The sequence below is a fragment of the Myceligenerans halotolerans genome (genome assembly GCF_054782975.1).
This window is the reverse complement of record NZ_BAAGRL010000005.1, coordinates 35,079-60,571: the sequence shown is the minus strand read 5'-3', so window position 1 is coordinate 60,571 and position 25,493 is coordinate 35,079. Positions and strand designations below refer to the sequence as shown.

The window sequence follows — 25,493 nt, the reverse complement described above, 5'->3', positions numbered from 1 at the left end:
CGCGACAATGTGAAGTTGTACGACACGCCGATCTGGTGGCGGGTTCTTTCATGGGGTGAATGTGGTGCGATGGCGGCTTCCCGCGCAGGTCACGCACCTAAACGGTTCGATGGGTGCCGGTGAACGGTCAGGGCTTCGTACGGTCTGCCGCGGGAACGACACCGATCGAAGGAGATCCCCATGCGTACCTCGAGCTCCCGACGACGAGCAAGGTGGGTCGCGCTGGCCGCCGCCGTCTCGCTGGGCACCGGAGGCGCCTTCACCGCGGCGACCGTCGCCGCAACCAGCGCCGCGGCGGCCGAGGGCTGCGACGTCGAGTACCGCATCACGAACTCGTGGGACGGCGGCTTCCAGGCCGACGTCACCTTGATTAACCTTGGCGACCCGGTGTCCGGCTGGGACCTGACCTGGCAGTTCACCGGCGGCGAGAGCATCTCGCAGGCCTGGAACGCCGCCGTGACGCAGTCGGGCAGCGGCGTGAGCGCGTCCGACGTCGGCTGGAACGGCGGTCTGGGCACGGATGGTTCCGCGTCGTTCGGGTTCATCGGGAACGGATCGGCGGCGACGCCGTCGTCCTTCGCGATGAACGGCACGGTGTGCACGGGCGACGTCGGAGGCGACCCGACGGACGACCCCACCGAGGACCCCACCGACGATCCCACCGAGCCGGTCGACGGTGAGTTCTACGTCGACACGGGCACGCAGGCCTACGACGCCTGGGAGGCCGCCTCGGGCACGGACAAGGCGCTGCTGGAGAAGATCGCGCTGACGCCGCAGTCCTACTGGGTGGGCAACTGGGTCGACGCCGACCACGCCCGCCAGGAGGTCGTCGACTACACGTCACGCGCCGTCGCGGCGGGCAAGATCCCTGTGTTCACGGTGTACGCGATCCCCGGCCGGGACTGCGGCAACCACTCCGGCGGCGGCGTCGAGGAGAGCGAGTACGCGGCGTGGGTGGACACGATCGCCTCCGGGATCCAGGGCGAGCCCTGGGTGATCCTGGAACCGGACGCGCTCGCCCAGCTCGGCGACTGCGACGGACAGGGCGACCGCATCGGATTCCTCCGGTACGCGGCGAACTCGCTCGCGGACGCGGGCGCCCGCGTCTACATCGACGCGGGTCACTCCGCGTGGCTGAGCGCCGGCGAGGCCGCGAGCCGGCTGCAGCAGGTCGGCTTCGACCACGCCGTCGGGTTCGCGCTGAACACGTCGAACTACCGGACGACGTCGGAGCTGCGGGCGTACGGCGAGCAGGTCTCGGCACAGGTCGGCGGGCGTCCGTACGTGATCGACACGTCGCGCAACGGTAACGGCCCCGGCGACGACTGGTGCAACCCGAGCGGGCGGGCGCTCGGCGAGCGGCCGACGCTGGTCAACGACGGGACGAGCCTGGACGCGCTGCTCTGGGTGAAGCTCCCGGGTGAGTCGGACGGCGAGTGCAACGGCGGGCCCGCGGCGGGTGCGTGGTGGCAGGAGATGGCGCTGGAGCTGGCGCGCAACGCCGCGTGGTGAGGCGCTTCCGGTAGCGGGCGTGGTCGGGTGGTTTCCGTGTGGTCGGGCAAGTGCTTGCCCGACCACACGGAAACCACCCGACCACGCCCGTGGCTGGTCCCGGCGGCCTCTCAGGTCCTCGTGGCGACGAGGAGGTCGACCAGGTCGCTGAGGAAGGCCTGGTCGGGGTTGGTGGGCGAGGAATCCGTGGCGGGGGTGTTCGTGCCGTCCGGCTCGGTGAGCGAGTGCTCGACGGCGCGGCGGCGGGCGTTCGCGTCGTGGACCGCGAGCAGCATCTCCACGGCCACGTCGGTCTCGACGACGAAGCGCAACCCCAGGGTGTCGAGGATGCGCGTGATGGCGTCGACGAGCTCCTCCCGGAGCGTGGTCGTGTGCGCGGCGTACAGGGCCGCGACGTGGGGGTCCCGCATGGCCAGCAGCTCGAGCTCGGAACTCAGCAGGGTCCACTGCCGGTCGTGGTCGGGATCCGTGGACACGGCGTCGAGGATGTGGGCGATCGCGTCGTGGTCGATCGTGCCGGACCGGAACTCGCAGGGGTCGAGGGAGCGGGTCGCGGCCTCGAGCGCGTCGAGCTGCTGCCGCTTGAGGCGGTCGGCGAGCGCGAGGAAGAGTTCCTCCTTGCTGCCGAAGTTCGAGTAGAACGCGCCGCGCGTGAAGCCGGCGGTCTCGCAGATGACCTCGATCGACGCGCCGTGGATCCCGTCCCGGGCGAAGACGGTGTAGGCGGCGTCCATCAGGCGTGCCCGCGTGCGCTCGCGACGTGGGGTCAGTGCGGCGGCCAGGGCGCGGTCGACCGGCGACGGGGTGTCGGCCGGACCGGCGTCCGGTCCGGTGGCGTCGTCGCGCAGCGGCTCGGCGGTCACGGTGTCTCCTCGGTGTGGTGGTGCGAGAAAGAAGTGTAGTCCGCTCCTCGGAGTTTCGATACACGAACGTATCCGATACAGTGATGCATCGAACCACTGGAACCCCTTGGGAGCGTTCGTGTCTTCTGCTCTGTACTCGCTCGGTCGCTGGGCCGTGCGCGCCCGACGGCTCGTCCTGGTCGGCTGGATCGTGGTGCTCGCCCTCGCGGGTGGTGCCGCCGGGCTGCTGCAACAAGGCCTCGACAATCAGGTCTCGATCCCCGGCACCGAGTCCCAGCTCGCGCTGGACCGGCTGTCGGCTACGTTCCCGCAGGTGAGCGGCGCCTCAGCGCAGGTGATCGTCGTCGCGCCGGACGGGTCCGACATGTACGACGACGAGGTGCGGGAGGCCGTGGAGGACGGCGTCGCCACCCTCGGCGACATCGCGCAGGTCGCCGCCGTCACGTCCCCGTACGACGACCAGATGCCGGCATCCGTGTCCGACGACGACACGGCCACCCTGCTGACGATCCAGCTCGACGGCAAGGAGAGCTCGATCACCGACGCGACGAAGGACGCTCTGTCCGACGCGGCCTCGGCGCTCGACGCCGCCCTGCCGGAGGGCGGCGAGGCACACCTCGGCGGCCAGCTCTTCGCCACCGAGTTCCCGGAGATATCCCTGGTCGAGGGCGTCGGGCTGCTGGTGGCTCTCGTGGTCCTGGTGATGACGCTCGGGTCGCTGATCGCGGCCGGCCTGCCGCTGTTCAACGCCCTGCTGGGCGTCGGGGTGTCGATGGCGCTGCTGTTCGCCGCCACGTCGCTCGGCCCCATCAGCTCGACCACACCGATGCTGGCCGTGATGCTCGGGCTGGCCGTGGGGATCGACTACGCGCTCTTCATCGTGTCGCGGCACCGCGAACAGCTCAGGGACGGCCTGCCGGTCGAGGAATCGGTGGCCCGCGCGACGGCGACTGCGGGGTCTGCGGTGGTCTTCGCGGGGCTGACCGTCATGATCGCGCTGGTCGGGCTGAGCGTGGCGGGCATCCCGTTCCTCGCGGTCATGGGCGTCGCGGCGGCGGTGACGGTAGGCGTCACCGTGGTCGTCTCCCTGACGCTGCTGCCGGCGGTCCTCGCCATGGCGGGCGAGCGGCTGCGGCCCCGTGGGCGCTCGCGCGCGGCGTCGGACGAGGACGGTGAAGGCGACCGGACACAGCCGCGGGGTGCCGCCGACCGGTTCTTCGCCGGCTGGGTGCGGGGCGTGACCCGCTTCCCGGCGGTGACCGTCGCCATCGTCGTGGTGGTGCTCGGCGCGCTCGCCCTGCCGGCCATGAATCTGCGGCTCGCGCTGCCGGACGCCGGTGTGCTCAACGAGGACAACTCCGCGCGCGTAACCTACGACCTGGTCTCCGAGAAGTTCGGCGACGGCTTCAACGGGCCGCTCGTCATCACCGGGTCGATCGTGACGAGCAATGACCCCGTGGCCCTCATGGACGAGATCGGCGACGAGCTGGCCGACCTGCCGGGCGTCGCGGACGTGCCGCTCGCCACGCCCAACGAGTCCGCCGACACCGGGATCGTGCAGGTGGTCCCCGCGGGCGGCCCGACATCGGCCGAGACCGAGGCGCTGGTGCACGAGATCCGGAGCCTGCACGATCACTTCCTCGACACGTACGGGGTCGACCTCGCCGTCACGGGCTCGACAGCGATCGGGATCGACGTGTCGGAGAAGCTGGGTGCCGCGCTGCTCCCCTTCGCGCTGCTCGTGGTGGGACTGTCGCTCGTGCTGCTGACCATGGTGTTCCGATCGATAGCCGTGCCGATCAAGGCGACGGTGGGATACCTGCTCTCGGTGGGCGCGGCGTTCGGCGTGATCACGCTCGTCTTCGAGAACGGCTACCTCGCCGAACTCCTGGGCGTGACGCGGACGGGGCCGGTGATCAGCTTCATGCCCATCGTCCTCATGGGCGTGCTGTTCGGCCTGGCCATGGACTACGAGGTGTTCCTGGTCTCCCGCATCCGCGAGGACTACGTGCACGGCACGGGACGGGACCGGGCGCGGAAGGCCATCAGCAGCGGCTTCCGAGGCGCCGCCGGGGTCGTCACCGCCGCCGCCGTGATCATGACGGCCGTGTTCGTCGCGTTCGTGCCGCACGGGGACATGAACCTCAAGCCGATCGCACTCGGGCTCGCCGTGGGCGTGTTCGTGGACGCGTTCGTGGTCCGGATGGTCCTCGTGCCCGCCGTCCTCGCGCTGCTGGGTGAGAAGGCATGGTGGATCCCGCGGAAACTCGACGCCGCCCTGCCGTCGTTCGACGTCGAGGGCGAAGGGCTCGCACGCGAGATCGCGCTGGCCGACTGGCCCGAACCCGGCGCCCGGGACGCCGTCGCCGCCGAACGCCTGGTCGTCCGCGGCGAGTCCGGGACCGTGGCCGGGCCGGTGAGCGTCCGCGTCCCGGAAGGCGGCGCACTCCTCGTCCGCGGCGACTCCGCCGTCCAGGTCGGCAGCATCCTCCTGGCGATGGCGGGACGGGTCGTGCCCACCGGCGGGATCGAGATGGACGGCAAGCTCAAGACCATGGGACTGGTGCTGCCCGAGCGCGCCGCGACCGTCCGCGGAAGGGCCGCGGTCGTCGACGCCGGGAACGCCGTCGCGGGCATCCCGCCCGAGGAATCCGTCCGGCGAGCGGTGCGTGACCGCGCGCGCCTGATCGCCGTGGACGGCACCGAGACCGTCGGCGACCTGACCGAACGGATGGAACTGGCGCAGGCGCTCGCGGACGCGCACCGTGCGGGCGTCGCGGTGGTGGTGGGCGCGGTCGGCGCCACGGCGACCGACCTGGCGCCCCCGGGGACACCGGTACTGGACGTCGGCGCCGCGATCGGGGCCGCCGGCCTGGCCGACGAGCGCGGGAACGAGACTTCGATGCAGGAGGTGCGGCGATGAACGCGACGAGGTGGCTACGGCCGGAACCGGTACGGGACCGGCGGCGGGCGGCGGCCGTGGCCCTGCTGCCGCTCATGATCCTGGGGCTGCTCCTGGCCGCGCTGTGGGATCCGCAGGACCGGCTCGACACCGTGCCGGCCGCGATCGTGAACCTCGACGAGCCGGTGGAGATCGACGGGCAGCTGGTGCCGCTCGGCCGGCAGCTCGCGGCAGGGCTGGTGAGCGGTGGTGAGACGCCCGAGGAGGGTGAGTCCGCCGCCGTGCCGGCGTCGGACGACAGCTACGACTGGCGGGTGACGGACGCGGAGGACGCGGCGTCGGGGCTGGCGGACGGCGAGTACGCGGCCGTCGTGACGATCCCGGAGGGCTTCTCCGCGGCGGCGACGTCCTTCGGGAACGACGACCCGTCCGAGGCGCGCAAGGCGACGATCGACGTCGCGACCGCGCCGGACGGCAGGATCCTGGACGACGCGCTGGCCCAGATCGTGGCGCAGACCGCGACGAGCATCCTCGGCGACACCCTCACCGAGACGTATGTGGACAACGTGCTCGTGGGCTTCTCCACCCTGTCCGACCAGCTCGGCACAGCCGCGGACGGAGCCGGCGAGCTCGCCGACGGAGCCTCCGGAGCCGGTGACGGCGCGGCGCAGCTGGCCGACGGCGCCCACCAGGCGTCCGACGGCGCCGCAGAGCTCGGAGCCGGTGCGGGCCGGCTCGCCGGCGGTGCGGGGGAACTCGCCGGCGGCGTCGGCCGCTGGGCCGGCGGAGCGGACGAGTGGGCCGCCGGTGCCCACCGGTGGGCGGCGGGTGCCGACGACCTGTCCGCCGGGGTGTACGACCTGGCGGGTGGCGTCGGGCAGAGTGCCATGGGAGCGAACCGGCTGGCCGACGGCGCGGACGACCTTGCCGGAGGCGCGCAGGGCGTCGCGGACGGGACGCAGGAGCTTGCCGACCAGTTCGCCGCAGTGGACCAGCAGGTCGACAAGTACGCCGGGAAGGCGCGGGACGCCCTCGCCGGTCTCGAGGATCTCGGCGGGCACCTGGAGGAGCTGACCGCGGGGCTCGAGGAGCTGTGCGGCGGTTCGATCGTGGAGGAGGGCTCGGAGCCGAGCGAGGACGCCGAGGCTGAACTGGCCGAGCTCTGCGACCGGCTCGCGGACGTGGACGGCGAGGCAGAGTCCGGGATCGACACGGTCTCGGACCGGCTGGACGAGATCACGACCGGGGTGGACGATCTCGCGGGTGGAACGGCGCGGCTTGCCGCCGGTTCGCAGCGGGTGGCCGACGGGGTCTCCGGCCTCTCGGCCCGCGTCGGCGAGCTGTCCGGCGGGCTCAGCGAGCTGCAGGTGGGGGCCAACGACGCCGCCGCCGGGATGTCGGGGCTGGCCGACGGTGCGCAGGATCTCGCCGACGGCGCCACGGGTCTCGCCGGCGGCGCCGGTGAGCTGTCCTCCGGCGCAGGTGGCCTGGCTACCGGCGTCTCCGGCCTGGCTGCCGGCGCCGGGGACCTGGCCGGAGGGATCGACACCGTCGCGACCGGAACGGACGATCTCGCCGACGGGATCCACGACCTGTCCGACGGAGCGGGCGACCTGTCCGACGGCCTCGGCCGGGCCACCGAGGAGATCCCCGCCTACAGCGACTCGGAGCGCCAGTCCCTGGCCTCCGTCGTCGCGGACCCGGTCGAGGTCACCGGCGCGTCCGAGCTCAGCACCGGGGCCACCGGACCCATGTTCGCGGTCCTGGCACTCTGGCTCGGCGCACTCGGTGTGATGCTCGTGTTCCCGCCCGTGCCGTTCGGCGCCCGCGGGTCGACGCACGGCCCGCTGCGCCTGGCCCTCGAGGCGCTCGCGCTGCCGGCCGGGATCGGCGCGGCGACCGGTATCACGACCGGGGCGATCCTCGCGGGCGTCGAAGGCCTCGACGCGGGCGGATGGGCGGCCGCGATCACGGTCGGCGCCGCGGTGTCGGTCGCCTTCGTCGCCGTGAACCAGGCGCTGGCCGCCGGGCTCGGGCACGTGGGACGAGGGATCAGCCTGATCGTCGCGGTCCTGGTGATCGCGGCGGGCGTCGTCTCGACGGCGCCCGCCGGGCTCCGCAGCCTGGCTGCGTTCCTTCCGGTCGGGGCCGCCCAGGAGGCCCTGGCGGCGATCACCGCGAGCTCCGGCGGACTGGCCGCGGCCGGCACGGCGCTGGTCGTGTGGGCCCTGGCGGGCATCGCGGTGACGACATTCGTGGTCTCCCGCTCCCGTACGGTTCGCGCGGGAGGCCTCCGGCCCGCCCAGGCGACGTGACCCGGGGGTCGAGCCGGTCGCGACCCGGCCGGCTCGACCACCGGCCCGTCGGCGGCACGCGGGAACGGCCCACGACACACCGATCAGGCGGTGCGATCAGGCCAGGTACTCGTCCACCAGCTGCTCCGCCAGCCCGGTGTACGCCGCCGGGGTGAGCGCCGCCAGGCGTGCCGCGGCGTCGTCGGGCAACCCCAGCCCGGCGACGAACTCGCGCATCCGCTCCGCGTCCACACGCTGCCCGCGCGTGAGGTCCTTGAGCCGCTCGTACGGGTTGTCCATGCCGGGAACGCCCGCCACCGCGGCCGCACGCATCGCGGACTGGACGGGCTCACCCAGGATCTCCCAGTTCTCGTCGAGGTCCTCGGCCATCAGCGGGCCGTTCACCGCGAGTGCCTTCAGCCCACGGGACACGTTGTCGATCGCGAGCATGCTGTGCCCGAACGCCGGCCCGATGTTGCGCTGCGTCGTCGAGTCCGTGAGGTCACGCTGCAGGCGTGAGGTGACCAGCGTGGCCGCCAGCGTGTCCAGCAGGGAGCACGAGATCTCGAGGTTCGCCTCCGCGTTCTCGAACCGGATCGGGTTCACCTTGTGCGGCATCGTCGAGGATCCCGTCGCGCCCTCGACGGGGATCTGCGTGAAGAACCCCAGCGAGATGTACGTCCACACGTCGGTGGCGAGGTTGTGCAGGATCCGGTTGAACCGCGCGACGTCGGCGTACACCTCGGCCTGCCAGTCGTGCGACTCGATCTGCGTCGTCAGCGGGTTCCACGTCAGCCCCAGACCCTCGACGAACGCTCGCGACACGGCCGGCCAGTCCGCACCCGGCACCGCGACCGTGTGCGCCCCGAACGTCCCGGTCGCGCCGTTGATCTTGCCCAGGAACTCCGCGCCCTCGATCCGCCGCAGCTGCCGCCGCAGCCGGTGCGCCAGGACGGCGAGCTCCTTGCCCATCGTGGTCGGCGTCGCGGGCTGGCCGTGCGTGCGGCTCAGCATCGGCACCGCCTTGTGCTCGCGCGCCATCCCGGCGATCTGATCGGTGAGCGCGGTCGCCGCCGGGAGCCAGACGCGGCGGACCGCACCGGCCACCATCAGCGCGTACGACAGGTTGTTGATGTCCTCGCTCGTGCACGCGAAGTGCACCAGCTCCGACGCCGCGGGCAGGCTCGTCCCCGGGATGTGCTCGGGAGCCGCGGCGATACGGCGCTTGATGAAGTACTCGACCGCCTTCACGTCGTGCACCGTGGTGTGCTCGATCTCCTTGAGCTCCGCGATCTCCTCCGCACCGAACGTCGCCGGGATGGCACGCAGGTAGGAGATCTCCTCGCCCGTCAGGCGAGGCGCACCCGGGACCACCGGCCCGGGGACGTCGCCGGCGCCGTTGCACAGCGCGATCAGCCACTCCACCTCGACGACCAGACGCTCGCGGTTGAGCGCGGCCTCGCTCAGGTGGTCCACGAGCAGCGCGACGGCGGAGCGGTACCGGCCGTCGAGCGGACCGAGGGCGATCGGCGGCGTCACCTCGGCGAGGCTGACGCGGGCCGGGACGGACGTGTTCACGGTGGTCTCTGGCACGTGCACCAGTTTCCCATGGGAGGTCTCCCGAGAGCCCCGATGTCCCGTCATGACGCGGCTCGGCGGGTGCGACGCCGACCACAGGGCCGCGTTTCGCGGAGTTGTCGACAGGCGGCGACCTCCGGCCGACGACGGCGGCCACCGGGTGCCTAACGTCGTACCGGCAGGGAACGTCACGGGTGATCACGGGAGGAGGGGCACATGGACGCGACGGAGCCGGCGGTGGCGCTCGCGGCCGTGCGCGGACTCGTGGAGTCCGCGGTGGACGAGGCGACCGCGGCCCAGCGGGTGGGATGGGAGTCCGCGGCGGCGACGCGGTTCCGTGCGGAGGCGGCATCGCAGACTCGCCTGCTGGTGGGGGATCTGGACGCGGTGGATGAGGCGGTACGACTGATCGGAGGGCTCTCGTGAGTTCTCCGAGCATTCCGGCGGTGGCAGCCCCGGATGTGCCGCGTGACCCGGTGGACAACGTCGTCGTCACGGGTGGCACCGGTGTGGCCTCCGTCGACGCGGTGGAGGTCCGGCTCGCGGCCGCGCGGATCACGGGGGCGGTGGACAGCTTGCGGCGGGCGGCAGCGTTGTCCGGGGCGGCTTGGGCCGACCTGGGGGGCGGCGCCGCGGCATGGGGGCCGGCCGGGTTCGGTGCGGTGGCGGCCGCACCGAACCCGGCCGATGCCGGGGCCCGGCTGGTGGCGCGCTCCAGCGGTGCCTGGCACGATGCGGGCGCCCGGCACGAGGCAGGGGTCGTGCCCGGTGCCGGGATCGGGCCCGAGGCGGCGGCAGCTTTCGGGCCCGAGGCGGCGGCAGAGCGCCGCCTCGCGCGTGACGCGATCGAGGGGGTGGCGTCCGGGCTGCGTGTGCGTGCTGACGCCTTCGACGTGCTGGGCTGGCGGCTGCTGCGTGCCGCCGGGCTCTACGAGGAGGCGGAAGGGCTGGTCGAGCGCCTCGTCGGGGGTCTGGTCACGGCGGAGGGGTTCGTCATCGGTGCGGCAGTCGGGACGTGGCCGGTGCTGCGGCTCCTCGGCGGCGCGTACCGGCTCACGGGGAGTCCCGCCCTGGGGAGCGCGGGCTCCGGCGGCGTGCCGGCCGCAGCCGTGGGCCGGCCGTCGCCCGCCGAGTCGGCGGACGGGCACGGGCGACGGGGCGAGGCGCAGGGCGGGGACGCCGGTCGTGGCTGGACCGCAGGGGGGTTCGGCCACGGCGTCGTCCGGGGCGTCGCACCATGGACGGACGAGTTGGCGTACGGCTTCGGACACGGCCTCGCCTGGTCCGCCGGGGCGCGTCGCCCCGGGGTCCCGGGCGCGGCGGGGGAGCTCGCCGAGGCGGTACGCGCCGCCCCGGGGGACGCGCTGGGGCAGAGCGTCCGGCTGGAGCGCGTGGCGCCGGAGGACTTCGCGGGCGGCGCGCCTGCCTGGCGCGATCACGGTGCCGGGACCCTCGAGGAGGCGCTGGGGCGTGTCGACGACCTGTATCCGCGGCGGGGTGCCCCGGAGGCCACGATCGCGGTGCAGCGGGTCACGGGGCCCGGTGATGCCACGTCGTGGGCGGTGCTGGTGCCCGGGACCCAGTCGGTTCCGCCGGCCGCTCATCCCTGGGACGGTCTCACCGACCTGGAACTCGTGGCGGAGCGCCCGGACCAGGCGACCCAGGCCGTGGAGGCCGCGATGTCCGACGCGGGTGTCGGCCCGGACGAGCCGGTGGTCCTGGTGGGGCACAGCCTGGGCGGGATCGTCGTCACCGCGCTGGCGAGCCGCCCGGAGTTCGCGGAGCGCTATCGGATCGGCGGGGTGGTGACGGCCGGCGCGCCGACAGCGACGTTCCGGACCCCTCCGGGCGTGCCGGTGCTGCATCTGGAGACGGCCGAGGAGGTCGTCTCCGCCGTGGACGGCCGGTCGAGCGCGGAGAACCCCCGCGCACCGGATCGCGTCACGGTCGGCCGCACCCTGGCCGACTCCTCGGCCGAGGCGGACGTGGCCGCATCGGGCGACACGTCCCGGGCGCACTCGATCGGGACGCACGCCCGCACCCTGGCACTGGCCCGCGAGTCCGGTGACGTGCGGGTGGCGGACGTCGTCGGCCGGATCGAGCCGCTCCTGCGGGCGGAGCGCGCCGAGACCGCGTTCTACCGGTCGGAGCGGGCCGCCGGTATCAGTCCCGGCGCTTCGCCGGATCCGGCAGGATCGCCATGACGATCATCTGGGCCACCGCGATGACGAGCGCCGCGATCACGTACCACCAGAACCCGCCGGTCACCTCCAGCCCGTAGCTGTCGAACAGCCCCGTGACCAGCGTGGTGATCCACAGCATCAAGGCGTTGATCAGCAAGGAGATCAGGCCGAGCGTGAGCAGGTAGAGCGGCAGCGCCAGCAGGTTGACGAGCGGTTTGATGATCGCGTGCACCAGTCCGTAGACCACGGCGATCACGAAGAGCGAGAGGAGGTACGGGCCGGTTCCCTCGGGAGAGATGACCTGGACGTGGTCGCCGAACAGCACCGTCGTCAGCCAGATCGCGAACGCGGTGGCCAGGATGCGTAGCAGGAGCCTCATGGAGTCGAACCTACTCGTGGTCACTGGATGTTCGCAGGAAATCCGCTCCCGGGGCGGCACCCTCGCCCTCGCCGTCCATGGCATCCTGAATCGCGTGAACACCACCCCCGAGAACACCACGGTTCCCCTGCGCGCCGCCGTCGCCGCGCTGCCCGCCTATGTCCCGGGCGCCCGTGTGGCGCCGGGTTCCGGCGCGTGGAAGTTGTCCTCCAACGAGAATCCGTACCCGCCGCTGGAGTCGGTGCGAGAGGTGATCGCCCGCGCCGCCGCCGAGGTCAACCGCTACCCGGACATGTTCGCCACGGAACTCGTCGGGGCCATCGCCGAGCACGTCGGCCTGACGCCGGCGAACGTCGTGGTCGGGACCGGGTCGGTCTCGGTGCTCGGCCACGTGCTGCAGTCCGTCGTCGAACCGGGCGACGAGGTCGTGTACGCGTGGCGGTCCTTCGAGGCGTACCCGATCTACGCGGCGATCGCCGGCGCGACGTCGGTCACGGTGCCGGTCACGGCCGACGGCCGGCACGACCTGCCAGCCATGGCCGCCGCCGTCACGCCCCGCACCAAGGTGGTGCTGGTGTGCACTCCCAACAACCCGACCGGCCCGGCCGTCCGCTCCGACGAACTGGCCACCTTCCTGGCCGCGGTCCCGCGCGAGGTGCTCGTCGTCATCGACGAGGCGTACCTGGAGTTCGTGCGCGACCCCGACGTGCCCGACGCCCTGACGCTGCTGCGCGAGCACCCGAACGTCGTCGTGCTCCGCACGTTCTCGAAGGCGTACGGGCTCGCCGGCCTGCGCGTCGGCTACGCGCTCGCGCCCACCGCGCTCGCCACCGGCATCCGCTCCGCCTCGACACCGTTCGGCGTGTCCGGGATCGCCCAGCAGGCCGCGCTCGCCTCTCTCGCCCCGGCGGCGCAGGGGGAGCTCATGGAACGGGTCGACGCGCTGGTCGCGGAGCGGACCAGGGTCACCGACGCCCTGCGCGACCAGGGCTGGAAGCTGCCCGATACCCAGGCCAACTTCGTCTGGCTCGGCCTGGGCGACGCCACCATCGACCGCGCCACGGAGGCCACGGAGGCAGGCATCCTCGTGCGCCCGTTCGCGGGCGACGGCATCCGCGTGTCGATCGGCGAAACCGAGGCCAACGACGCCTTCCTGAAGCTCGCCGCCACCTGGCGCTGACCCCGCCGCGACCACACCGACCTCGGGCGACCACCCGGAGATCTTTCGGCGCGAGGCGACTTCACTTTCCTTTGCGCGCGGAGGGTGACAGGCTGAACGGGAAAGATGCCAACTCCCGGCGACACCGTCGTTGCCAGCGGGGCGGAGTCGTTTGGGGGAACCCTCCAAACCGGCGGCTCAAGCCTTGGCTGACGCGGCGGCTGCCGGACACGGTGGGCCCTAACCTACGCTTGCGTAGGCTACGTGAACGTAGGTCAGGGCCCGCAGCGAAGGAGAGATCGTGAACAGCGACATTGGCGAGGACAAGGTCCCGCTCTTGCAGCTCCTCACACCCGAGGGCGCACGAGTCACCGGCCGCGGCAACTCCGCGTACCGGAAGCGGATCGCAGGCCTCAAGCCCGACCAGCTGCGTGGGATGTACCGCGACATGGTGCTGACCCGCCGGTTCGACGACGAAGCGACATCCCTGCAGCGGCAGGGAGAACTGGGCCTCTACGCCCCCTCCCGCGGGCAGGAAGCCGCCCAGGTGGGCAGCGCGTACGCGCTGGCCACCCAGGACTTCGTGTTCCCGTCCTACCGGGAGCACGGCGTGCTGCACGTGCGCGGCGTGGACCCGGTGGACCGGCTCGGGTTCTGGCGCGGGTCCGACCACGGCGGCTGGGACCCCCACGAGTTCCACACGAACACGTACGCCGTCGTCATCGGCACCCAGGCGCTGCACGCCACGGGCTACGCGATGGGCGTGCAGCGCGACGGCGCCGTCGGAACCGGCGACAAGGACGTCGACACCGCGGTCGTCGCCTACTTCGGCGACGGAGCCACCTCCCAGGGAGACGTCAACGAGGGCCTCGTGTTCGCCGCGGTGAACCAGGCGCCCGTCGTGTTCTTCTGCCAGAACAACCAGTGGGCGATCTCCGAGCCCACCACCCGGCAGACCCGGAGCCCGCTCTACGAACGGGGCGAGGGCTTCGGGATCCCGAGCCTCCGCGTGGACGGCAACGACGTCCTCGCCGCCTACGCCGCGACCCAGGAGGCACTGGACCGGGCCCGCTCCGGCCAGGGCCCGAGCTTCATCGAGGCGTTCACGTACCGCATGGGCGCCCACACCACATCGGACGACCCGACCCGCTACCGCACCACGAGCCAGGAGGAGATCTGGCGCAAGCGCGACCCCATCGCGCGGCTCCACACGCTCCTGACGGCCGAAGGCGTCCTCGACGACGACTTCACGTCCGAGGTCGAGAAAGAGGCCGAAGCGCTCGGCGAGCGCATGCGCTCCGAGGTGCGCAAGCTGGAACCGGCCACCAAGACCGAGATGTTCGACACCGTCTACGCCACACCGCACTCGGTCGTGACCGGTGACCGGGCCTGGTTCGAGGCCTACGAGTCCGGCGCGGTCCCCGACGGCGCCCACGTCTCACAGGCCGCGACCGCACCGCAGGGAGGGAACCGATGACCGCCACGATGGAGCGCACCATGACCGACCAGGCCACGGCTGATCAGCCCGCCACGCAGTCCGGCACCGAGACCCTCACCCTCGCCAAGGCAGTCAACGAGGGCCTTCGTGCCGCCATGCGCCACGACGACAAGGTCGTGCTCATGGGCGAGGACATCGGCCCCCTCGGCGGTGTCTTCCGCGTCACCGACGGCCTGCAGGCCGAGTTCGGCGAGCAGCGCGTGGTCGACACCCCGCTCGCCGAGTCCGGCATCGTCGGCACGGCGATCGGCATGGCGATGCGCGGATACCGCCCCGTCTGCGAGATCCAGTTCGACGGGTTCGTGTTCCCCGCCTTCGACCAGATCACCACCCAGCTCGCCAAGATCTACAACCGGTCCCGCGGCCGCGTCCAGATGCCCGTCGTGATCCGGATCCCGTACGGCGGTGGCATCGGCGCCGTCGAGCACCACAGCGAGAGCCCGGAAGTGCTGTTCGCGCACACGGCCGGCCTGCGCGTCGTCAGCCCCTCCACACCGCAGGACGCTTACACCATGATCCAGGAGGCGATCGCCTGCCCGGACCCCGTGGTGTTCTTCGAGCCCAAGAGCCGCTACTGGTCCAAGGGCGAGGTCGACCTCGGAGCGCCGGTCGGCTCCGACACCCTGAACCAGGCACGGATCGCCCGCCCCGGCACCGACATCACGCTCGTCGCCTACGGCCCCAGCGTCGCACCGGCCCTGAAGACCGCCGAGGCACTCGCGGCCGAGGGCCGGTCGGCGGAGGTGGTGGACCTGCGCGCGGTGTCTCCGATCGACACCGCGACCCTGGTGGCCAGCGTCCGCAAGACCGGCCGCTGCATCGTGATCCACGAGGCCCCCACCTTCCTCGGAGCCGGCGCGGAGATCGCCGCCCGCATCACCGAGGAGTGCTTCTACGCACTCGAGGCCCCGGTGCTGCGGGTCGGCGGCTTCCACATGCCGTACCCGATCGCCAAGCTCGAGCACGACTACCTGCCGAGCGTGGATCGGGTGCTCGATGCCGTCGACCGCGCCTTCGCGCACTGAGACCGGAGGGAACGTGGCCAACCAGAGCTTTGCCCTGCCCGATGTCGGGGAGGGCCTCACCGAAGCCGAGATCGTCGAATGGCGGGTCGCCCCGGGCGACTCGGTGCGGGTGAACCAGACGATCGTGGAGATCGAGACGGCCAAGTCGCTCGTCGAACTGCCGTCGCCGTGGACCGGAACCGTCGCCGGGCTCCTCGTCGAGCCCGGAGCCACCGTCGAGGTGGGCACGCCGATCATCGAGATCTCCGTCGCCGGTGCGGCATCGCTGCCGGGATCCGGCGACAACGGCGCGTCGGCCGCCGCGGGATCGTCCGGAGGGCCGGAGGCCTCCGGCGACTCCGAGGGATCCGGCCCCGTCCTCGTGGGCTACGGCACCACCGAGGCGAAGGCGAGCGGTCGGAAGCGGCGCTACCAGGGAGCGGGCACGCCTGCGGCCTCCGGGGGCGCCGCATCTGCTCCCGCCGCATCTGCTCCCGCCGCATCCGCTTCCGCCGCACCGGCGCCCGCCGTCGTCCCGGAGGTTCCGGCACCCGCGGCCGCTCCCACGGCCGGCGTCGTTCCCGGGCGGCCGGCGGCTCCGGCCGGGCCGTCGTCGCTGTCGCCCGTGGTGAGCGTGCCTGCTCCGGGCGCGTCGAGGACCCGCGTCCTGGCGAAGCCTCCGGTCCGTAAGCTGGCCAAGGACCTGGGCATCGACCTGGCGGGCGTGCATCCCTCCGGGCCGGGCGGGATCGTCACCCGGGAGGACGTGCTCGCCCATCAGGCGGCGGCGCAGCCGAGGTCGCTCGCGACGTACGCGGGCGACACGGAGCCGTGGCTCGAGTCCGGTGCGGTGAGCACGGACGGGCGGGAGACGCGCGTCCCCGTGAAGTCGGTGCGCAAGCGGACCGCCGAGGCAATGGTGGCCAGCGCGTTCACCGCGCCGCACGTGACCGTGTTCCACACGGTGGACGTGACCAGGACGATGGAGCTGGTCGAGACCCTCAAGAAGGACCGCGACTTCTCCGACGTCAAGGTGACGCCCCTGCTGATCGCCGCGAAGGCGGTGCTGCTGGCGATCCGGCGGCACCCGCAGATCAACGCGAGCTGGGACGAGGCCGCGCAGGAGATCGTCTACAAGCACTACGCGAACCTGGGGATCGCCGCGGCGACGCCCCGGGGCCTCGTGGTGCCGAACATCAAGGACGCGCACCGGCTCGACCTGCTCGGGCTCGCGCAGGCGATCGCCGGCCTGACCGGTACCGCCCGGGAGGGCCGGACACCGCCGTCGGACATGACGGGGGGGACGTTCACGATCACGAACGTGGGCGTGTTCGGCATCGACACGGGGACGCCGATCCTCAACCCCGGGGAGGCGGGAATCCTCGCGTTCGGCGCGATCCGGCAGCAGCCCTGGGTGCACGACGGCGAGCTCGCCGTGCGCTGGGTGACGCAGCTCGCGCTGAGCATCGACCACCGCCTGGTGGACGGCGAGCTCGGCGCGCGGTTCCTGGCGGACGTCGCCGCGGTCCTGCAGGATCCGTCCCGCGGACTGGTCTGGGGCCGGTAACCCCGCGCACGACGGCCGGGGTGGTGCGTAGCAGCTGCTGCCTACCACCTCGGCCGTTTCGTCTGCCTGGGTGCGGACGCGCAGCGCGGCCTGCGTGGGTACTCCGCTCAGCCTGGGGAGTCCGGGCGATGTCGCGCCGGTTCACGATGTTCGCGCCGGCTCACCCGGCGCGGACGGCCCCCACGACGCGCACGCGCACGGCGACGTCACCGATCTCTTCGGGGATCTTGTCCACCACGGCGGGGTCGACCACGTTGACCTGGAGCACCCAGCCGCCGTCCGAGCTGGGGAGGTCGTCGACCGCCACCTGTTGCGCGAGAACGTTGACGCGTCCCACTCCGGGGGCCGGCACTCGCTGGAGGGCGACACCTCCGGGGGCGGGCCGTTCGGACTCGATCGGACTACTGAACTCGGGGGCGACACCGATACCGACCACGCCGCCGATCCCGGAGACTGCAGCGCGCAGTCCCCTCTTCGCCGCGCGCGCCTCGTCCAGTGTTGTCATCGACGTTCACCTCCCAGACCCGTCTTCCTGACCCACCATTGTGCGCCTGTTGCTCAGGCATGGCCAGGGTACGTCGGTGGTTCATCAGAGTGGCGAAGGTCACATTCCGGACGAGTCCCCGCCCGGTGAACCTACCTCTCGGTCGCGGCGAGCTCGACCTCCATCGTCTCGAGAACGACGTCGATCGGGTTCGCGTAGGTGAGGCCCTTGCCGCCCTGACCACCGCTCTCCGACCCCGCGAAGAGCAGGCCGAGCGCGGTACCGTCCTCACGGTACACGAGCGCTCCGGAGTCGCCGCCGCGGGAGAAGGGGGCCCCGTTTCCCTCGATCTCCACCTGGTCGTCGAAGCTCAGGGCGCCCAGATCCTCGTACCCCACGATGACGTCGTCCAGCTCGATCGCCGTGACCCGGCCCCGGGTGACCGACGTCGTCCGGCCCACCTTCTCAACCGTTTCACCACCGACCGGGCGCGCGATCCGGGCGACCCGGCCCACCGGGTACGCGTGGTCCACCTCGGAACTGTCCAGCCGCGCGATCGCGGCGTCCGTGGCGCACACCTCGCCCGAGACGAGCCGGGCCACCCGGGTCAGCTCGCCGACGCGGTCGCCCGGCATCAGGCCGCCGTCGGCCGGGCCGGGCTGCAGCACGACGTCGCCCGGGCTCGCCTGCGGGCTGCCCGCCAGGACGTGGTAGTTCGACAGCGCGTACAGCTCGCCCGGCGCCCCGGCTCGCCGCACGAAGGCACCGAGCGTTCCCGCGGTCACGCCCACGTGCCCGATCGAGATCCCGGGCCGGAGCGGGCGCACGTGGTCGGTCTCGCCCTCGGCCTGCGACGTCGGTGCCAGCCGGCGTGGACCGAGTTCGCTCAGCGGGCGGATGCGGCCGGTGCGGCGGACGTCGGCGTCGGGGCCGACCTCGTCAGCGACCCTGCGCACGACGGCTCGCGCCCGGGGCAGGCCGAGCCGGTAGCGCACGGCGATGCCGTAGCCGCCGTCCGGCCGCGGCACGAGCCCCAGGGCAAGCGTGGGAGCGCGAACGACGTCGTCGGCGGAGTCGGTGGATTCCGAGCCGGGGCCCGAGGGCTCGACGTCGGGATGGCCGGCGCGCCGACCGGAGGGCGGGACAGCCTGTGGACGAGGCCGTGCGCCGGGGCTCGGAGGCGCGCTCGCTCCGTATCGTTCCCCCAGTTCACGTGCGAAGTCTGCAAGCTGCTCCTTCATCTTGCGGGCCGCGTAACGCTCCATGGGACGATCCTTACTGAACTCACCGACACTCCGAGGGACAAGCCGCTGCGACACGCCGGATGGCGGTAAAAGTCATCCGAAAGGCGGATAACAGCAACCTTGACGTCGCGATATCGTCCCCGCTCCATACACCACGAACCGGAGTCGCGCGACGCAGTGATCGGAACCATGAGCAAGACGGGCAGCACGCGGTCGAGCCGCGCCGATGTCCTCGAGGCCCTGATGTGGGCGCTCGAGCACGACGTCGCCGCGTTCGACGAGCACCGCGCCGCGAGCCTCGCGGCGACCGACGACCTGGCACGCAAACGTGCGAACAAGCGCCTCGTGGAGCGCTACCGCAACGAGACGTCGCGTGACCGCTGAACAGGGTCAGATGTCCTCCTCGCCGATGCCGAGGGATTCTACGAGAGCGATGACCTCGGTGTACGTGATCTCGTCGACGCCGACCAGCTTCCCGGCCGGATCGACGCCCGCGTCGGCCGCGATCTGTTCGATCGCCTCCGGCGAGAGATTCAGCAAGGCGTCCACGATCGCGTCGGCGAGTTCCTCGTCGACCTCCGGCGAGAGCACGATCGGATCGTTCGGGATCATCCCGGACTCCCAGATCTGCCGATGGGCGTCCTGGTCGAACGTGCCGTCGGCGACGGCGGTCGCGAGGGTTCGCGAGTCGATCTCGGCCGCGTCCACCGAGCGGTTCCGCAGGGCGTCGAGCGCCGCGGCGTGCCCGCCCGTGTAGGAGATCCGCACCTCGTCCGGGGTGAGGTTCGCGTCGTCGAGGGCCCGGCGCGGAAGGATGTCACCCGACGTCGTCCCTTGCGCGCCGAGTGCGAGCGTGCGCCCTTCGAGCTGCGCCGGGTTGCTGATGCCGGAGTCGGCCGCCACCCAGATGCCGGTCGTGTACCGGGACAGGTTCCCGTTGGGCATGCCGAACGTCGCGACCGGCGTCACGGCGATGTCCTCGGAGGCGACGGCGTAGCCGATCGCGGAGAACTGGGCGACCTCGAGCTCGCCCCTCTCCATGGCCTCGACCTCACCGGCGTAGTCGTCGAACATCCGGACCTGGACGGCGCAGCCCAGCTCGGCCTCGAGAGCGTCGCCGAGGACCGTGTACGCGCCCTCGAGCTCAGCGGCATTCCCGGAGGGGCCGGCCCCGAAGCGGATGCCGCCCTCGGGGCAGGTCGTGTCGGAGGCTTGGGAGACAGCCGTGCAGGCGCTGAGAGATGCGGCGGTGAGCATGCCGAGCAGCAGTCCGGCGATCGTGCGGGCGGGCTTCTCGTGGTGGACGCGGGTTGCCTTCATGGGGGTGGGCTCCTCGCAGAGGTGAGGGCCGGGCGGACCCGGCCTCCTGGCGGGGCCGGACGGCCCCGGGGATGTCGTCGAACAGCGGGACCTCTGGACTCAGGCGACCTCCTCCACGACCTTGGCGGCCAGTCCGAACGCGCAGGCCAGCCCGACGCCCGAGGTCACGGACACGGCCGAGACCCCGGGCATCGGCTCGGCGACGAGGAAGGGCTGCGGGGCCGAGGCGAAGGTGGCCTCCCAACGCTCCACCGCCCGGAGCGGGACTCCGAGCAGGGATGCTCCCTCCGCGAGAAGGAGATCGTCGAGAGCCTCGGACCGGAACGGGTCGTGGGTGAACCCGTAGGAGTGCGTCTCGCCGAGCGTGACCGTGCCGTCGGGCAGCTGGGTGACCATCAGGTTCACGCCGGCGTCGAGCAGCTCGGGCCGTGTCCCGGCCAGCCGCTCGCGAACCCGTTCCACGGACGGGCTCCAGGCGAACCCCTCGTGGCGGAGCATGGAGGTCCCGGTGAGCACTGCCGGGCCGATCTCCCCGATCGAGCGGCGCGCCGAGCGAGCCGGTGCCACCCGCAGCATCTGCTGCCGGCAGTGCTGGATGCCGGCGTCGTGGGCGGCCTCGGGGAAGAGGCGTCCGACGTCGTGCCCGAGCGCGCAGACGACGCGGCGCGCGACGACGTCGCCGCGCGACGTCCGCACGAGCGTGACGCCGCTGCCCGGCTCCAGCCCGACGACCGACGTCGACCATTCGACACGACAGTCCCGCCGGGTGTTCAGCCACGCGGCAACGGCGGCGACGGCCGTTCGCTGGTCGATGCGCAGGTCCAGCGGGAGGAAGGCGCCACCCGTCACGCCCCGCGGCGAGACGGGCACGCGATCGGTTACGCCCTTGCGGGTCAGGATCTGGGCGTCGCCGTCACGGCGTGCGGCGAAGTCGTCGAGGACGGCGAGCTCGTCGGCGGCGCGGGCCACGACGAGGGAGCCGGTCTCGCGCACGGCGAACCCCGCCTCCTTGCCGAGGCGCAGCCAGCGTTCCCGCGACGCCAGGGCGTAGGAGAGCGCGATGCCGTCCTGCACCGTGACGCCGACGTGGCCGAAGTTCCGTACCGAGGCCCCGACCGCGCGGGCATCACGCTCGACCACGAGAACCGACCAGCCGCGGGACACGGCCTCGACCGCGTGCGCGAGACCGACGATCCCGGCGCCCACGATCACGAGGTCCACGCGAGAGGGCAGCAGGGATCCACCGGAGAAGCTGGTGCGTCGGCTCACAAAGAGAGGTTGCCGGACGCGAATCGTAGAGCTCAAGACCCGCACTGTCCTGGGCAAATACTTTCGCGCACTATTCATCGCGAGTTCCGGGGGCGCCATGTGGTGACCACCTCACGTTCACCGGCACGTCACATTTCGTCAGGGTATGGGCGCCGAAGTCGTTTCTCGCTCGACGCCGACGGCAATAGCCTTGGCCGGTGACCACCCGGCAGGACGCACGGACAACCAGTCAGACGGCATCGCTACTCGCGCGCCCGCGGTGGCTGCTCGCCGCCGTCGTGGCCGGCGTCGTCGTGGCCCTCGGCGCGCTGGGCGCCGCCGGGTCGTTCTCCGGCGCGTTCGCCGCGTTCCAGCAGTTCGCCGATCCCGGCGTCGTGGCGCGCTGGGGAACTCCCGTGGCCCGCACCGTGTCGAACCTGGCCGCGGCCGTCACGCTGGGATCCCTGGTCCTCGCCGCCTTCGTGCTGCCGGCCGGGCGGGACGGCCGGCGCGCGCTCGGGATCGCCGGCATCTCCGCGGGCGTCTGGACCGTCGCCGCCCTGACCGCGCTGGTGCTCGGCACCGCATGGGCCACCTTCCTCCCGCTGGACGACCCGGCGTTCGGTACCGCGCTGTGGTCCTACCTGACGGACGGCGAGGTGGGGCGGGCCCTGCTCGGGGCGGCCCTGCTCGCGGCGGTGACCTCGACGACGGCGCTCCTCGTGCGCGGCCCGACCGGTGCCGCCGTGGCCATCGCCATGGTGCTGGGCGCTCTGGGGCTGCAGGCCTCGACCGGCCACGCCTCCGGGGCCTCCAGTCACGACCTCGCGGTCTCCGCGATGTTCGTGCACCTCGTCGGGGCGGCGATCTGGCTGGGCGGCCTCGCCGGGATCGCGCTGCTCGGGCACCGCGCCACCACGCGGGCGGCGACCGTGCGCCGGTACTCGGCGATCGCCGGGTGGTGCTTCGCGACCGTCGCCGTGAGCGGCCTGGTCAGTTCGTGGATCCGGCTCGGCTCGCTGAGCGCGCTCGACACCGACTACGGCGCCCTGCTGCTCACCAAGGCCCTGCTGCTCGCGGTCCTGGGCGGGATCGGATGGCTGCATCGCCGCAACGTGGTGCACCACCTGGAAGGCGTGCAGCGGCTCGACGGCGGATCACGGCGCGCCGCCGGCCTCTTCTGGCGGCTGGCCGCCGTGGAGATCCTCGCGATGGGGGCCGTGTCCGGCGTCGCCGTCGCCCTCGGCTCGACGGCGCCGCCCGTGCCCGACGAGCCCATCGGCGACCCGACCCCGGCCGAGCTCGTCACGGGACACCCGCTGCCCCCGGAGCCGACGTTCACCCGCTGGATCACGGAGTTCCAGTGGGACGCGCTGCTCGCGTACGCCTGCGCTGCGGGCGTCGTCGTCTACCTGACCTGGTACCTGCGCCTGCGCCGGCGCGGCGACCGCTGGCCCCTGCTGCGCACGGTCTCGTGGTGCTGCGCCATGATCGCGATGTTCTGGGTGACCAACGGCGGCGCTGCCGCCTACGGCCACGTGCTGTTCAGCGGGCACATGGTGCAGCACATGGTGCTCGCGATGGTGGTGCCGCTGTTCCTGGTGCTGTCCGCACCGGTCACCTTGCTCCTGCGGGCCGTGCCCTCGCGCAAGGACGGGTCGCGCGGGCCGCGGGAGTGGGTGCTGTACCTGGTGCACTCGCGGTACGGGAGGCTCCTCGCGCATCCGATCGTGGCAGGGGTGCTCTTCGCCGGCGGGATGATCCTGTTCTACTTCACCCCGCTGTTCGAGTGGGCTCTGACGTCCTACCTGGGCCACGTGTGGATGTTCGTCCACTTCACGCTCGTCGGGTATCTCTTCGCCAACGCCCTGATCGGGATCGATCCGGGCCCGGCCCGGCCCGCCTACCCGATGCGGCTGGTGCTGCTGTTCGCCACGATGGCGTTCCACGCGTTCTTCGGCGTGGCCCTGACGAGCGGTACGTCGCTGCTCGTGCCCGAGTGGTTCGGGCTCATGGGGCGCGAGTGGGGACCGTCCGCGATCGAGGACCAGCAGCTCGGCGGCGCGATCGCCTGGGGGATCGGCGAACTGCCCACGCTCCTGCTGGCCGTGGGCGTGGCAGTGCAGTGGTCACGCTCCGACGCGCGGGAGGCACGCCGCAGCGACCGGGCCGCGGAGCGCGACGGCGACGCCGAGCTCGAGGCCTACAACGCGATGCTGGCACGGCGGGCGGAACGGTCGACCGAGCGGTCGAAGAGACCGCGCTGACCCCGTCTCACCGGCGAGGATCCTACTGACGGAGACTTCTTTCGGATTTTCTTGGCCGGCCCCCATCCTTTTCTCAGCCAAGCACGTTCTACCTAGTGTGAACATAATTGCGACCACCCCCAGCGCCGCTGATGTTCTGGAGTTCGCCAGCACCGACGTGCCCTGCGCGGACGAGCCCGATCTGTGGTTCTCCGAGCACCCCACCGAGCTCGAGACCGCCAAGCGGCAGTGCCTGACGTGTCCGCTCGCCCAGAAGTGCCTCGAGGGGGCCATCTCCCGCCGGGAGCCGTGGGGCGTATGGGGCGGGCAGATCGTCGTCGACGGCATCATCCGCCGGCGCAAGAACCGCCGCGGACGTCCCCGCCTCAAGAACTTCGCGGCCTGACAGATCCGACCACCATCGCCGAGGCAGCGCCTGGACGCTGCCTCGGTGGTCTCGTCATGCGGTGACGGTGCGCGGCAGGCGCCGTCGGCGGCGGCGCGTGAGCTCGCGGTGCTCGCAGACGCCTACTGCGGTTCGAGCAGGAACGCACCTTCGTCGAGTCCGTGAACGCCGGCCACGCGACGGGCCGCGGAGGCAAGCTCGGTCACGATCCGGCGCGCGGTCTCGGCGTCCTCGGGCAGGGTGAGCGGCCGGGTGGGGCGGCGTAGACCCGGGTCGCCTTCCTGGACGATGCCGAGTTCGGCCATGGTCTCGGTGATCGGCTTGGTCATCGCCGGGATCTCCTCGTCGTCGCCCGCACTACGTTGTCGCCTCGCCGCGACTGCGTCCGTGGGGTCAGGCCGTGATTTTGGTTCGTTCGGCGAGTGCGAGGAGGCCGGGGAGGCGTTGGGTGTTCCGGCGGGGTAGGAGTTCCTCGATGATGACGCGTGCGATGGTCTGCTGGGGAAGGAGTTCGGGGGTGAGGGTCTCGGCCTTGCGGAGGGTGTTGACGGCTTCGGTGTTGCGCCAGTCGAGCATCTGGGCGTAGGCGACGGTGAGGAGGTAGCGGGCGTGCATCGCCTTGGGGATGTTGTCGGGGTGTTCGACGCGTTGTGCGAGGTCGAGGCCGTGCCGGGGCTTGTCGGCGTTGACCGCGGCATCGACTGCTCGCATGGCGGCGACGGTGGGGCCGAAGGCGATGCCGGTGTATCTGCTGGAGTGGTCCCGGCGCAGACGGATGGCTGCTGCGTCCAGGAGTTGTTGCGCGTCGGCGGCGTCGTCGTGGCGGCCGGCGCGGGTGAGCGCCAGGGCCGTGTACCGCAGGAGTTCTCCCCACACGGTGAGTTGATCGGGCGAGGCCGTGGAGAGTCGGGGCTCGACTTGTTCCGCTGTTGTCGCGGCGATGCTCTCGGCGTCGCTCCAGAATCCTTGCCGGGTCAGGAGCCATGCCCGGGTGGCCTGCATCGAGGCAAGGAGAAGTTCGTCCTCGGCGAGGTCGGCGGAGCCGAGTGCCTCCGAGAGCGCCAGTTGCGCGAGGTCCTCGACGCCGAGGTGGGTCAGGAGTGAGGCGGTGAGCTGGAGAGTCTCGGCGAGCAGTGCGTGCGCTTCGCGCTGCCCGGCTGCCGGGACCTTTCGGCGGGCCTGGCGGGCTGCTTGGATCAGCGCCGGGAGTTCGCGCGCGAGCACGGCGTACTTGCCCCGCCAGTACAGGCTCCACAGGTCACGTAACTGATTGCGTAGTAGTTCGGGTGCGGGTGGCTCGTCTCCGGGACCGGCGATCCCGATGATTGCCCGCCGGAGGCCGAGGATCTCGCCGTTCTCCGCTCCGAGCATCAGCCCCTTGGGCTTGCCGAGAAGCTCGGCGGCGTTGGTGTCCAGGGCGCCCGCGATCTTCGCCAGCGAGTCGAGGCGGGCGCTGTTGCGCTGGCCCTGTTCGAGCTTGCTGATCAGGTCCAGCGAGACACCCGCACGACCGGCCAGGTCGTTCTGGGTCATATGACGCTGCGTGCGGGCAGCACGGATCTTCTCACCCAGGCTGTTCGTCGATGGCATCGTGCCCCCCCTTCGT

At 72.1% G+C, this 25,493-nt stretch carries 21 protein-coding genes; 12 read left to right on the top strand and 9 right to left on the bottom strand.

The window, feature by feature from the left end:
- Nucleotides 1–180: 180 nt before the first annotated feature.
- Complete coding sequence (locus ACYVK5_RS02880; protein WP_460701783.1) at nucleotides 181–1,512, top strand: glycoside hydrolase family 6 protein; 1,332 nt, start codon at nucleotides 181–183, stop codon at nucleotides 1,510–1,512.
- A 110-nt stretch (nucleotides 1,513–1,622) separates the two neighbouring features.
- Here ACYVK5_RS02880 and ACYVK5_RS02875 read toward each other — a convergent pair whose 3' ends face one another.
- Complete coding sequence (locus ACYVK5_RS02875) at nucleotides 1,623–2,375, bottom strand: TetR/AcrR family transcriptional regulator (protein ID WP_460701782.1); 753 nt, start codon at nucleotides 2,373–2,375, stop codon at nucleotides 1,623–1,625.
- Nucleotides 2,376–2,493: 118 nt separating this feature from the next.
- Here ACYVK5_RS02875 and ACYVK5_RS02870 point away from each other — a divergent pair, with 118 nt between their 5' ends.
- Nucleotides 2,494–5,298, top strand: coding sequence for an MMPL family transporter (locus ACYVK5_RS02870; protein ID WP_460701781.1), 2,805 nt, complete (start codon nucleotides 2,494–2,496; stop codon nucleotides 5,296–5,298).
- Nucleotides 5,295–7,592 carry a YhgE/Pip domain-containing protein gene (locus ACYVK5_RS02865; protein WP_460701780.1) on the top strand — a complete coding sequence of 766 codons (2,298 nt, stop codon included), beginning with the start codon at nucleotides 5,295–5,297 and terminating at the stop codon, nucleotides 7,590–7,592. Before ACYVK5_RS02870 ends, ACYVK5_RS02865 begins: the two co-directional genes overlap by 4 nt.
- A 96-nt stretch (nucleotides 7,593–7,688) precedes the next feature.
- Here the strand turns inward: ACYVK5_RS02865 and purB are convergent, their stop codons facing one another.
- Nucleotides 7,689–9,173: an adenylosuccinate lyase gene (gene purB, locus ACYVK5_RS02860; protein ID WP_460701857.1), complete on the bottom strand. Its 1,485-nt coding sequence runs from the start codon at nucleotides 9,171–9,173 to the stop codon at nucleotides 7,689–7,691.
- Nucleotides 9,174–9,365: 192 nt separating this feature from the next.
- Between purB and ACYVK5_RS02855 the strand changes: the two genes are divergently transcribed.
- The gene (locus ACYVK5_RS02855) at nucleotides 9,366–9,575 is read left to right on the top strand and encodes a hypothetical protein (RefSeq protein WP_460701779.1); all 210 of its coding nucleotides are present in this window, start codon (nucleotides 9,366–9,368) and stop codon (nucleotides 9,573–9,575) included.
- 20 nt (nucleotides 9,576–9,595) lie between these two features.
- The gene (locus ACYVK5_RS02850) at nucleotides 9,596–11,353 is read left to right on the top strand and encodes a hypothetical protein (RefSeq protein WP_460701778.1); all 1,758 of its coding nucleotides are present in this window, start codon (nucleotides 9,596–9,598) and stop codon (nucleotides 11,351–11,353) included.
- On the opposite strand, the gene ACYVK5_RS02845 is transcribed toward ACYVK5_RS02850, so the two are convergent.
- Nucleotides 11,313–11,711 (bottom strand): phage holin family protein, encoded by a 399-nt coding sequence (locus tag ACYVK5_RS02845; protein WP_460701777.1) that lies wholly within the window; start codon nucleotides 11,709–11,711, stop codon nucleotides 11,313–11,315. The genes ACYVK5_RS02850 and ACYVK5_RS02845 overlap by 41 nt on opposite strands.
- Nucleotides 11,712–11,805: 94 nt before the next feature.
- On the opposite strand from ACYVK5_RS02845, the gene hisC reads away from it, so the two are divergent.
- The 4 genes from hisC to ACYVK5_RS02825 all read left to right on the top strand — a co-directional run bounded on the left by hisC (nucleotide 11,806) and on the right by ACYVK5_RS02825 (nucleotide 16,939).
- Complete coding sequence (hisC, locus tag ACYVK5_RS02840; protein ID WP_460701776.1) at nucleotides 11,806–12,891, top strand: histidinol-phosphate transaminase; 1,086 nt, start codon at nucleotides 11,806–11,808, stop codon at nucleotides 12,889–12,891.
- A gap of 280 nt (nucleotides 12,892–13,171) precedes the next feature.
- Nucleotides 13,172–14,347 (top strand): pyruvate dehydrogenase (acetyl-transferring) E1 component subunit alpha, encoded by a 1,176-nt coding sequence (pdhA, locus tag ACYVK5_RS02835; protein ID WP_460701775.1) that lies wholly within the window; start codon nucleotides 13,172–13,174, stop codon nucleotides 14,345–14,347.
- Nucleotides 14,344–15,393, top strand: a complete 1,050-nt coding sequence (locus ACYVK5_RS02830) for an alpha-ketoacid dehydrogenase subunit beta (protein ID WP_460701774.1) — start codon at nucleotides 14,344–14,346, stop codon at nucleotides 15,391–15,393. The genes pdhA and ACYVK5_RS02830 overlap by 4 nt, the downstream gene beginning before the upstream one ends.
- Before the next feature lie 13 nt (nucleotides 15,394–15,406).
- Nucleotides 15,407–16,939, top strand: coding sequence for a dihydrolipoamide acetyltransferase family protein (locus ACYVK5_RS02825; protein WP_460701773.1), 1,533 nt, complete (start codon nucleotides 15,407–15,409; stop codon nucleotides 16,937–16,939).
- Nucleotides 16,940–17,099: 160 nt separating this feature from the next.
- On the opposite strand, the gene ACYVK5_RS02820 is transcribed toward ACYVK5_RS02825, so the two are convergent.
- Both ACYVK5_RS02820 and ACYVK5_RS02815 read right to left on the bottom strand, forming a co-directional pair.
- On the bottom strand, nucleotides 17,100–17,444 hold the full coding sequence (locus ACYVK5_RS02820) for a hypothetical protein (protein WP_460701772.1): 345 nt from the start codon (nucleotides 17,442–17,444) through the stop codon (nucleotides 17,100–17,102).
- 131 nt (nucleotides 17,445–17,575) lie between these two features.
- Complete coding sequence (locus ACYVK5_RS02815; protein WP_460701771.1) at nucleotides 17,576–18,688, bottom strand: chymotrypsin family serine protease; 1,113 nt, start codon at nucleotides 18,686–18,688, stop codon at nucleotides 17,576–17,578.
- A gap of 168 nt (nucleotides 18,689–18,856) precedes the next feature.
- Here ACYVK5_RS02815 and ACYVK5_RS02810 point away from each other — a divergent pair, with 168 nt between their 5' ends.
- Nucleotides 18,857–19,051, top strand: a complete 195-nt coding sequence (locus ACYVK5_RS02810; RefSeq protein WP_460701770.1) for a hypothetical protein — start codon at nucleotides 18,857–18,859, stop codon at nucleotides 19,049–19,051.
- Nucleotides 19,052–19,057: 6 nt separating this feature from the next.
- On the opposite strand, the gene phnD is transcribed toward ACYVK5_RS02810, so the two are convergent.
- Nucleotides 19,058–19,987: a phosphate/phosphite/phosphonate ABC transporter substrate-binding protein gene (gene phnD, locus ACYVK5_RS02805; protein ID WP_460701769.1), complete on the bottom strand. Its 930-nt coding sequence runs from the start codon at nucleotides 19,985–19,987 to the stop codon at nucleotides 19,058–19,060.
- A gap of 99 nt (nucleotides 19,988–20,086) precedes the next feature.
- Entirely contained in the window at nucleotides 20,087–21,256 is a 1,170-nt protein-coding gene (locus ACYVK5_RS02800; RefSeq protein WP_460701768.1) for a TIGR03364 family FAD-dependent oxidoreductase, read from the bottom strand.
- 197 nt (nucleotides 21,257–21,453) lie between these two features.
- On the opposite strand from ACYVK5_RS02800, the gene ACYVK5_RS02795 reads away from it, so the two are divergent.
- Nucleotides 21,454–23,502, top strand: coding sequence for a cytochrome c oxidase assembly protein (locus ACYVK5_RS02795; protein ID WP_460701767.1), 2,049 nt, complete (start codon nucleotides 21,454–21,456; stop codon nucleotides 23,500–23,502).
- Between the two features lie 97 nt (nucleotides 23,503–23,599).
- Nucleotides 23,600–23,887 (top strand): WhiB family transcriptional regulator, encoded by a 288-nt coding sequence (locus ACYVK5_RS02790; protein ID WP_460701766.1) that lies wholly within the window; start codon nucleotides 23,600–23,602, stop codon nucleotides 23,885–23,887.
- A 122-nt stretch (nucleotides 23,888–24,009) separates the two neighbouring features.
- Here ACYVK5_RS02790 and ACYVK5_RS02785 read toward each other — a convergent pair whose 3' ends face one another.
- Together ACYVK5_RS02785 and ACYVK5_RS02780 are read right to left on the bottom strand one after the other, a co-directional pair.
- The gene (locus ACYVK5_RS02785; RefSeq protein ID WP_460701765.1) at nucleotides 24,010–24,216 is read right to left on the bottom strand and encodes a hypothetical protein; all 207 of its coding nucleotides are present in this window, start codon (nucleotides 24,214–24,216) and stop codon (nucleotides 24,010–24,012) included.
- Nucleotides 24,217–24,280: 64 nt separating this feature from the next.
- Nucleotides 24,281–25,477: a helix-turn-helix domain-containing protein gene (locus ACYVK5_RS02780; RefSeq protein WP_460701764.1), complete on the bottom strand. Its 1,197-nt coding sequence runs from the start codon at nucleotides 25,475–25,477 to the stop codon at nucleotides 24,281–24,283.
- Nucleotides 25,478–25,493: the final 16 nt, after the last annotated feature.

What these genes read in the sequence shown, in the direction of transcription:
- ACYVK5_RS02880 (WP_460701783.1), top strand. Translation starts at nt 181, where the DNA reads ATGCGTACCTCGAGCTCCCGACGACGAGCAAGGTGGGTCGCGCTGGCC.
- ACYVK5_RS02865 (WP_460701780.1), top strand. Translation starts at nt 5,295, where the DNA reads ATGAACGCGACGAGGTGGCTACGGCCGGAACCGGTACGGGACCGGCGG.
- ACYVK5_RS02855 (WP_460701779.1), top strand. Translation starts at nt 9,366, where the DNA reads ATGGACGCGACGGAGCCGGCGGTGGCGCTCGCGGCCGTGCGCGGACTC.
- ACYVK5_RS02845 (WP_460701777.1), bottom strand. Translation starts at nt 11,711, where the DNA reads ATGAGGCTCCTGCTACGCATCCTGGCCACCGCGTTCGCGATCTGGCTG.
- ACYVK5_RS02830 (WP_460701774.1), top strand. Translation starts at nt 14,344, where the DNA reads ATGACCGCCACGATGGAGCGCACCATGACCGACCAGGCCACGGCTGAT.
- ACYVK5_RS02820 (WP_460701772.1), bottom strand. Translation starts at nt 17,444, where the DNA reads ATGACAACACTGGACGAGGCGCGCGCGGCGAAGAGGGGACTGCGCGCT.
- ACYVK5_RS02815 (WP_460701771.1), bottom strand. Translation starts at nt 18,688, where the DNA reads ATGGAGCGTTACGCGGCCCGCAAGATGAAGGAGCAGCTTGCAGACTTC.
- ACYVK5_RS02810 (WP_460701770.1), top strand. Translation starts at nt 18,857, where the DNA reads ATGAGCAAGACGGGCAGCACGCGGTCGAGCCGCGCCGATGTCCTCGAG.
- phnD (WP_460701769.1), bottom strand. Translation starts at nt 19,987, where the DNA reads ATGAAGGCAACCCGCGTCCACCACGAGAAGCCCGCCCGCACGATCGCC.
- ACYVK5_RS02785 (WP_460701765.1), bottom strand. Translation starts at nt 24,216, where the DNA reads ATGACCAAGCCGATCACCGAGACCATGGCCGAACTCGGCATCGTCCAG.
- ACYVK5_RS02780 (WP_460701764.1), bottom strand. Translation starts at nt 25,477, where the DNA reads ATGCCATCGACGAACAGCCTGGGTGAGAAGATCCGTGCTGCCCGCACG.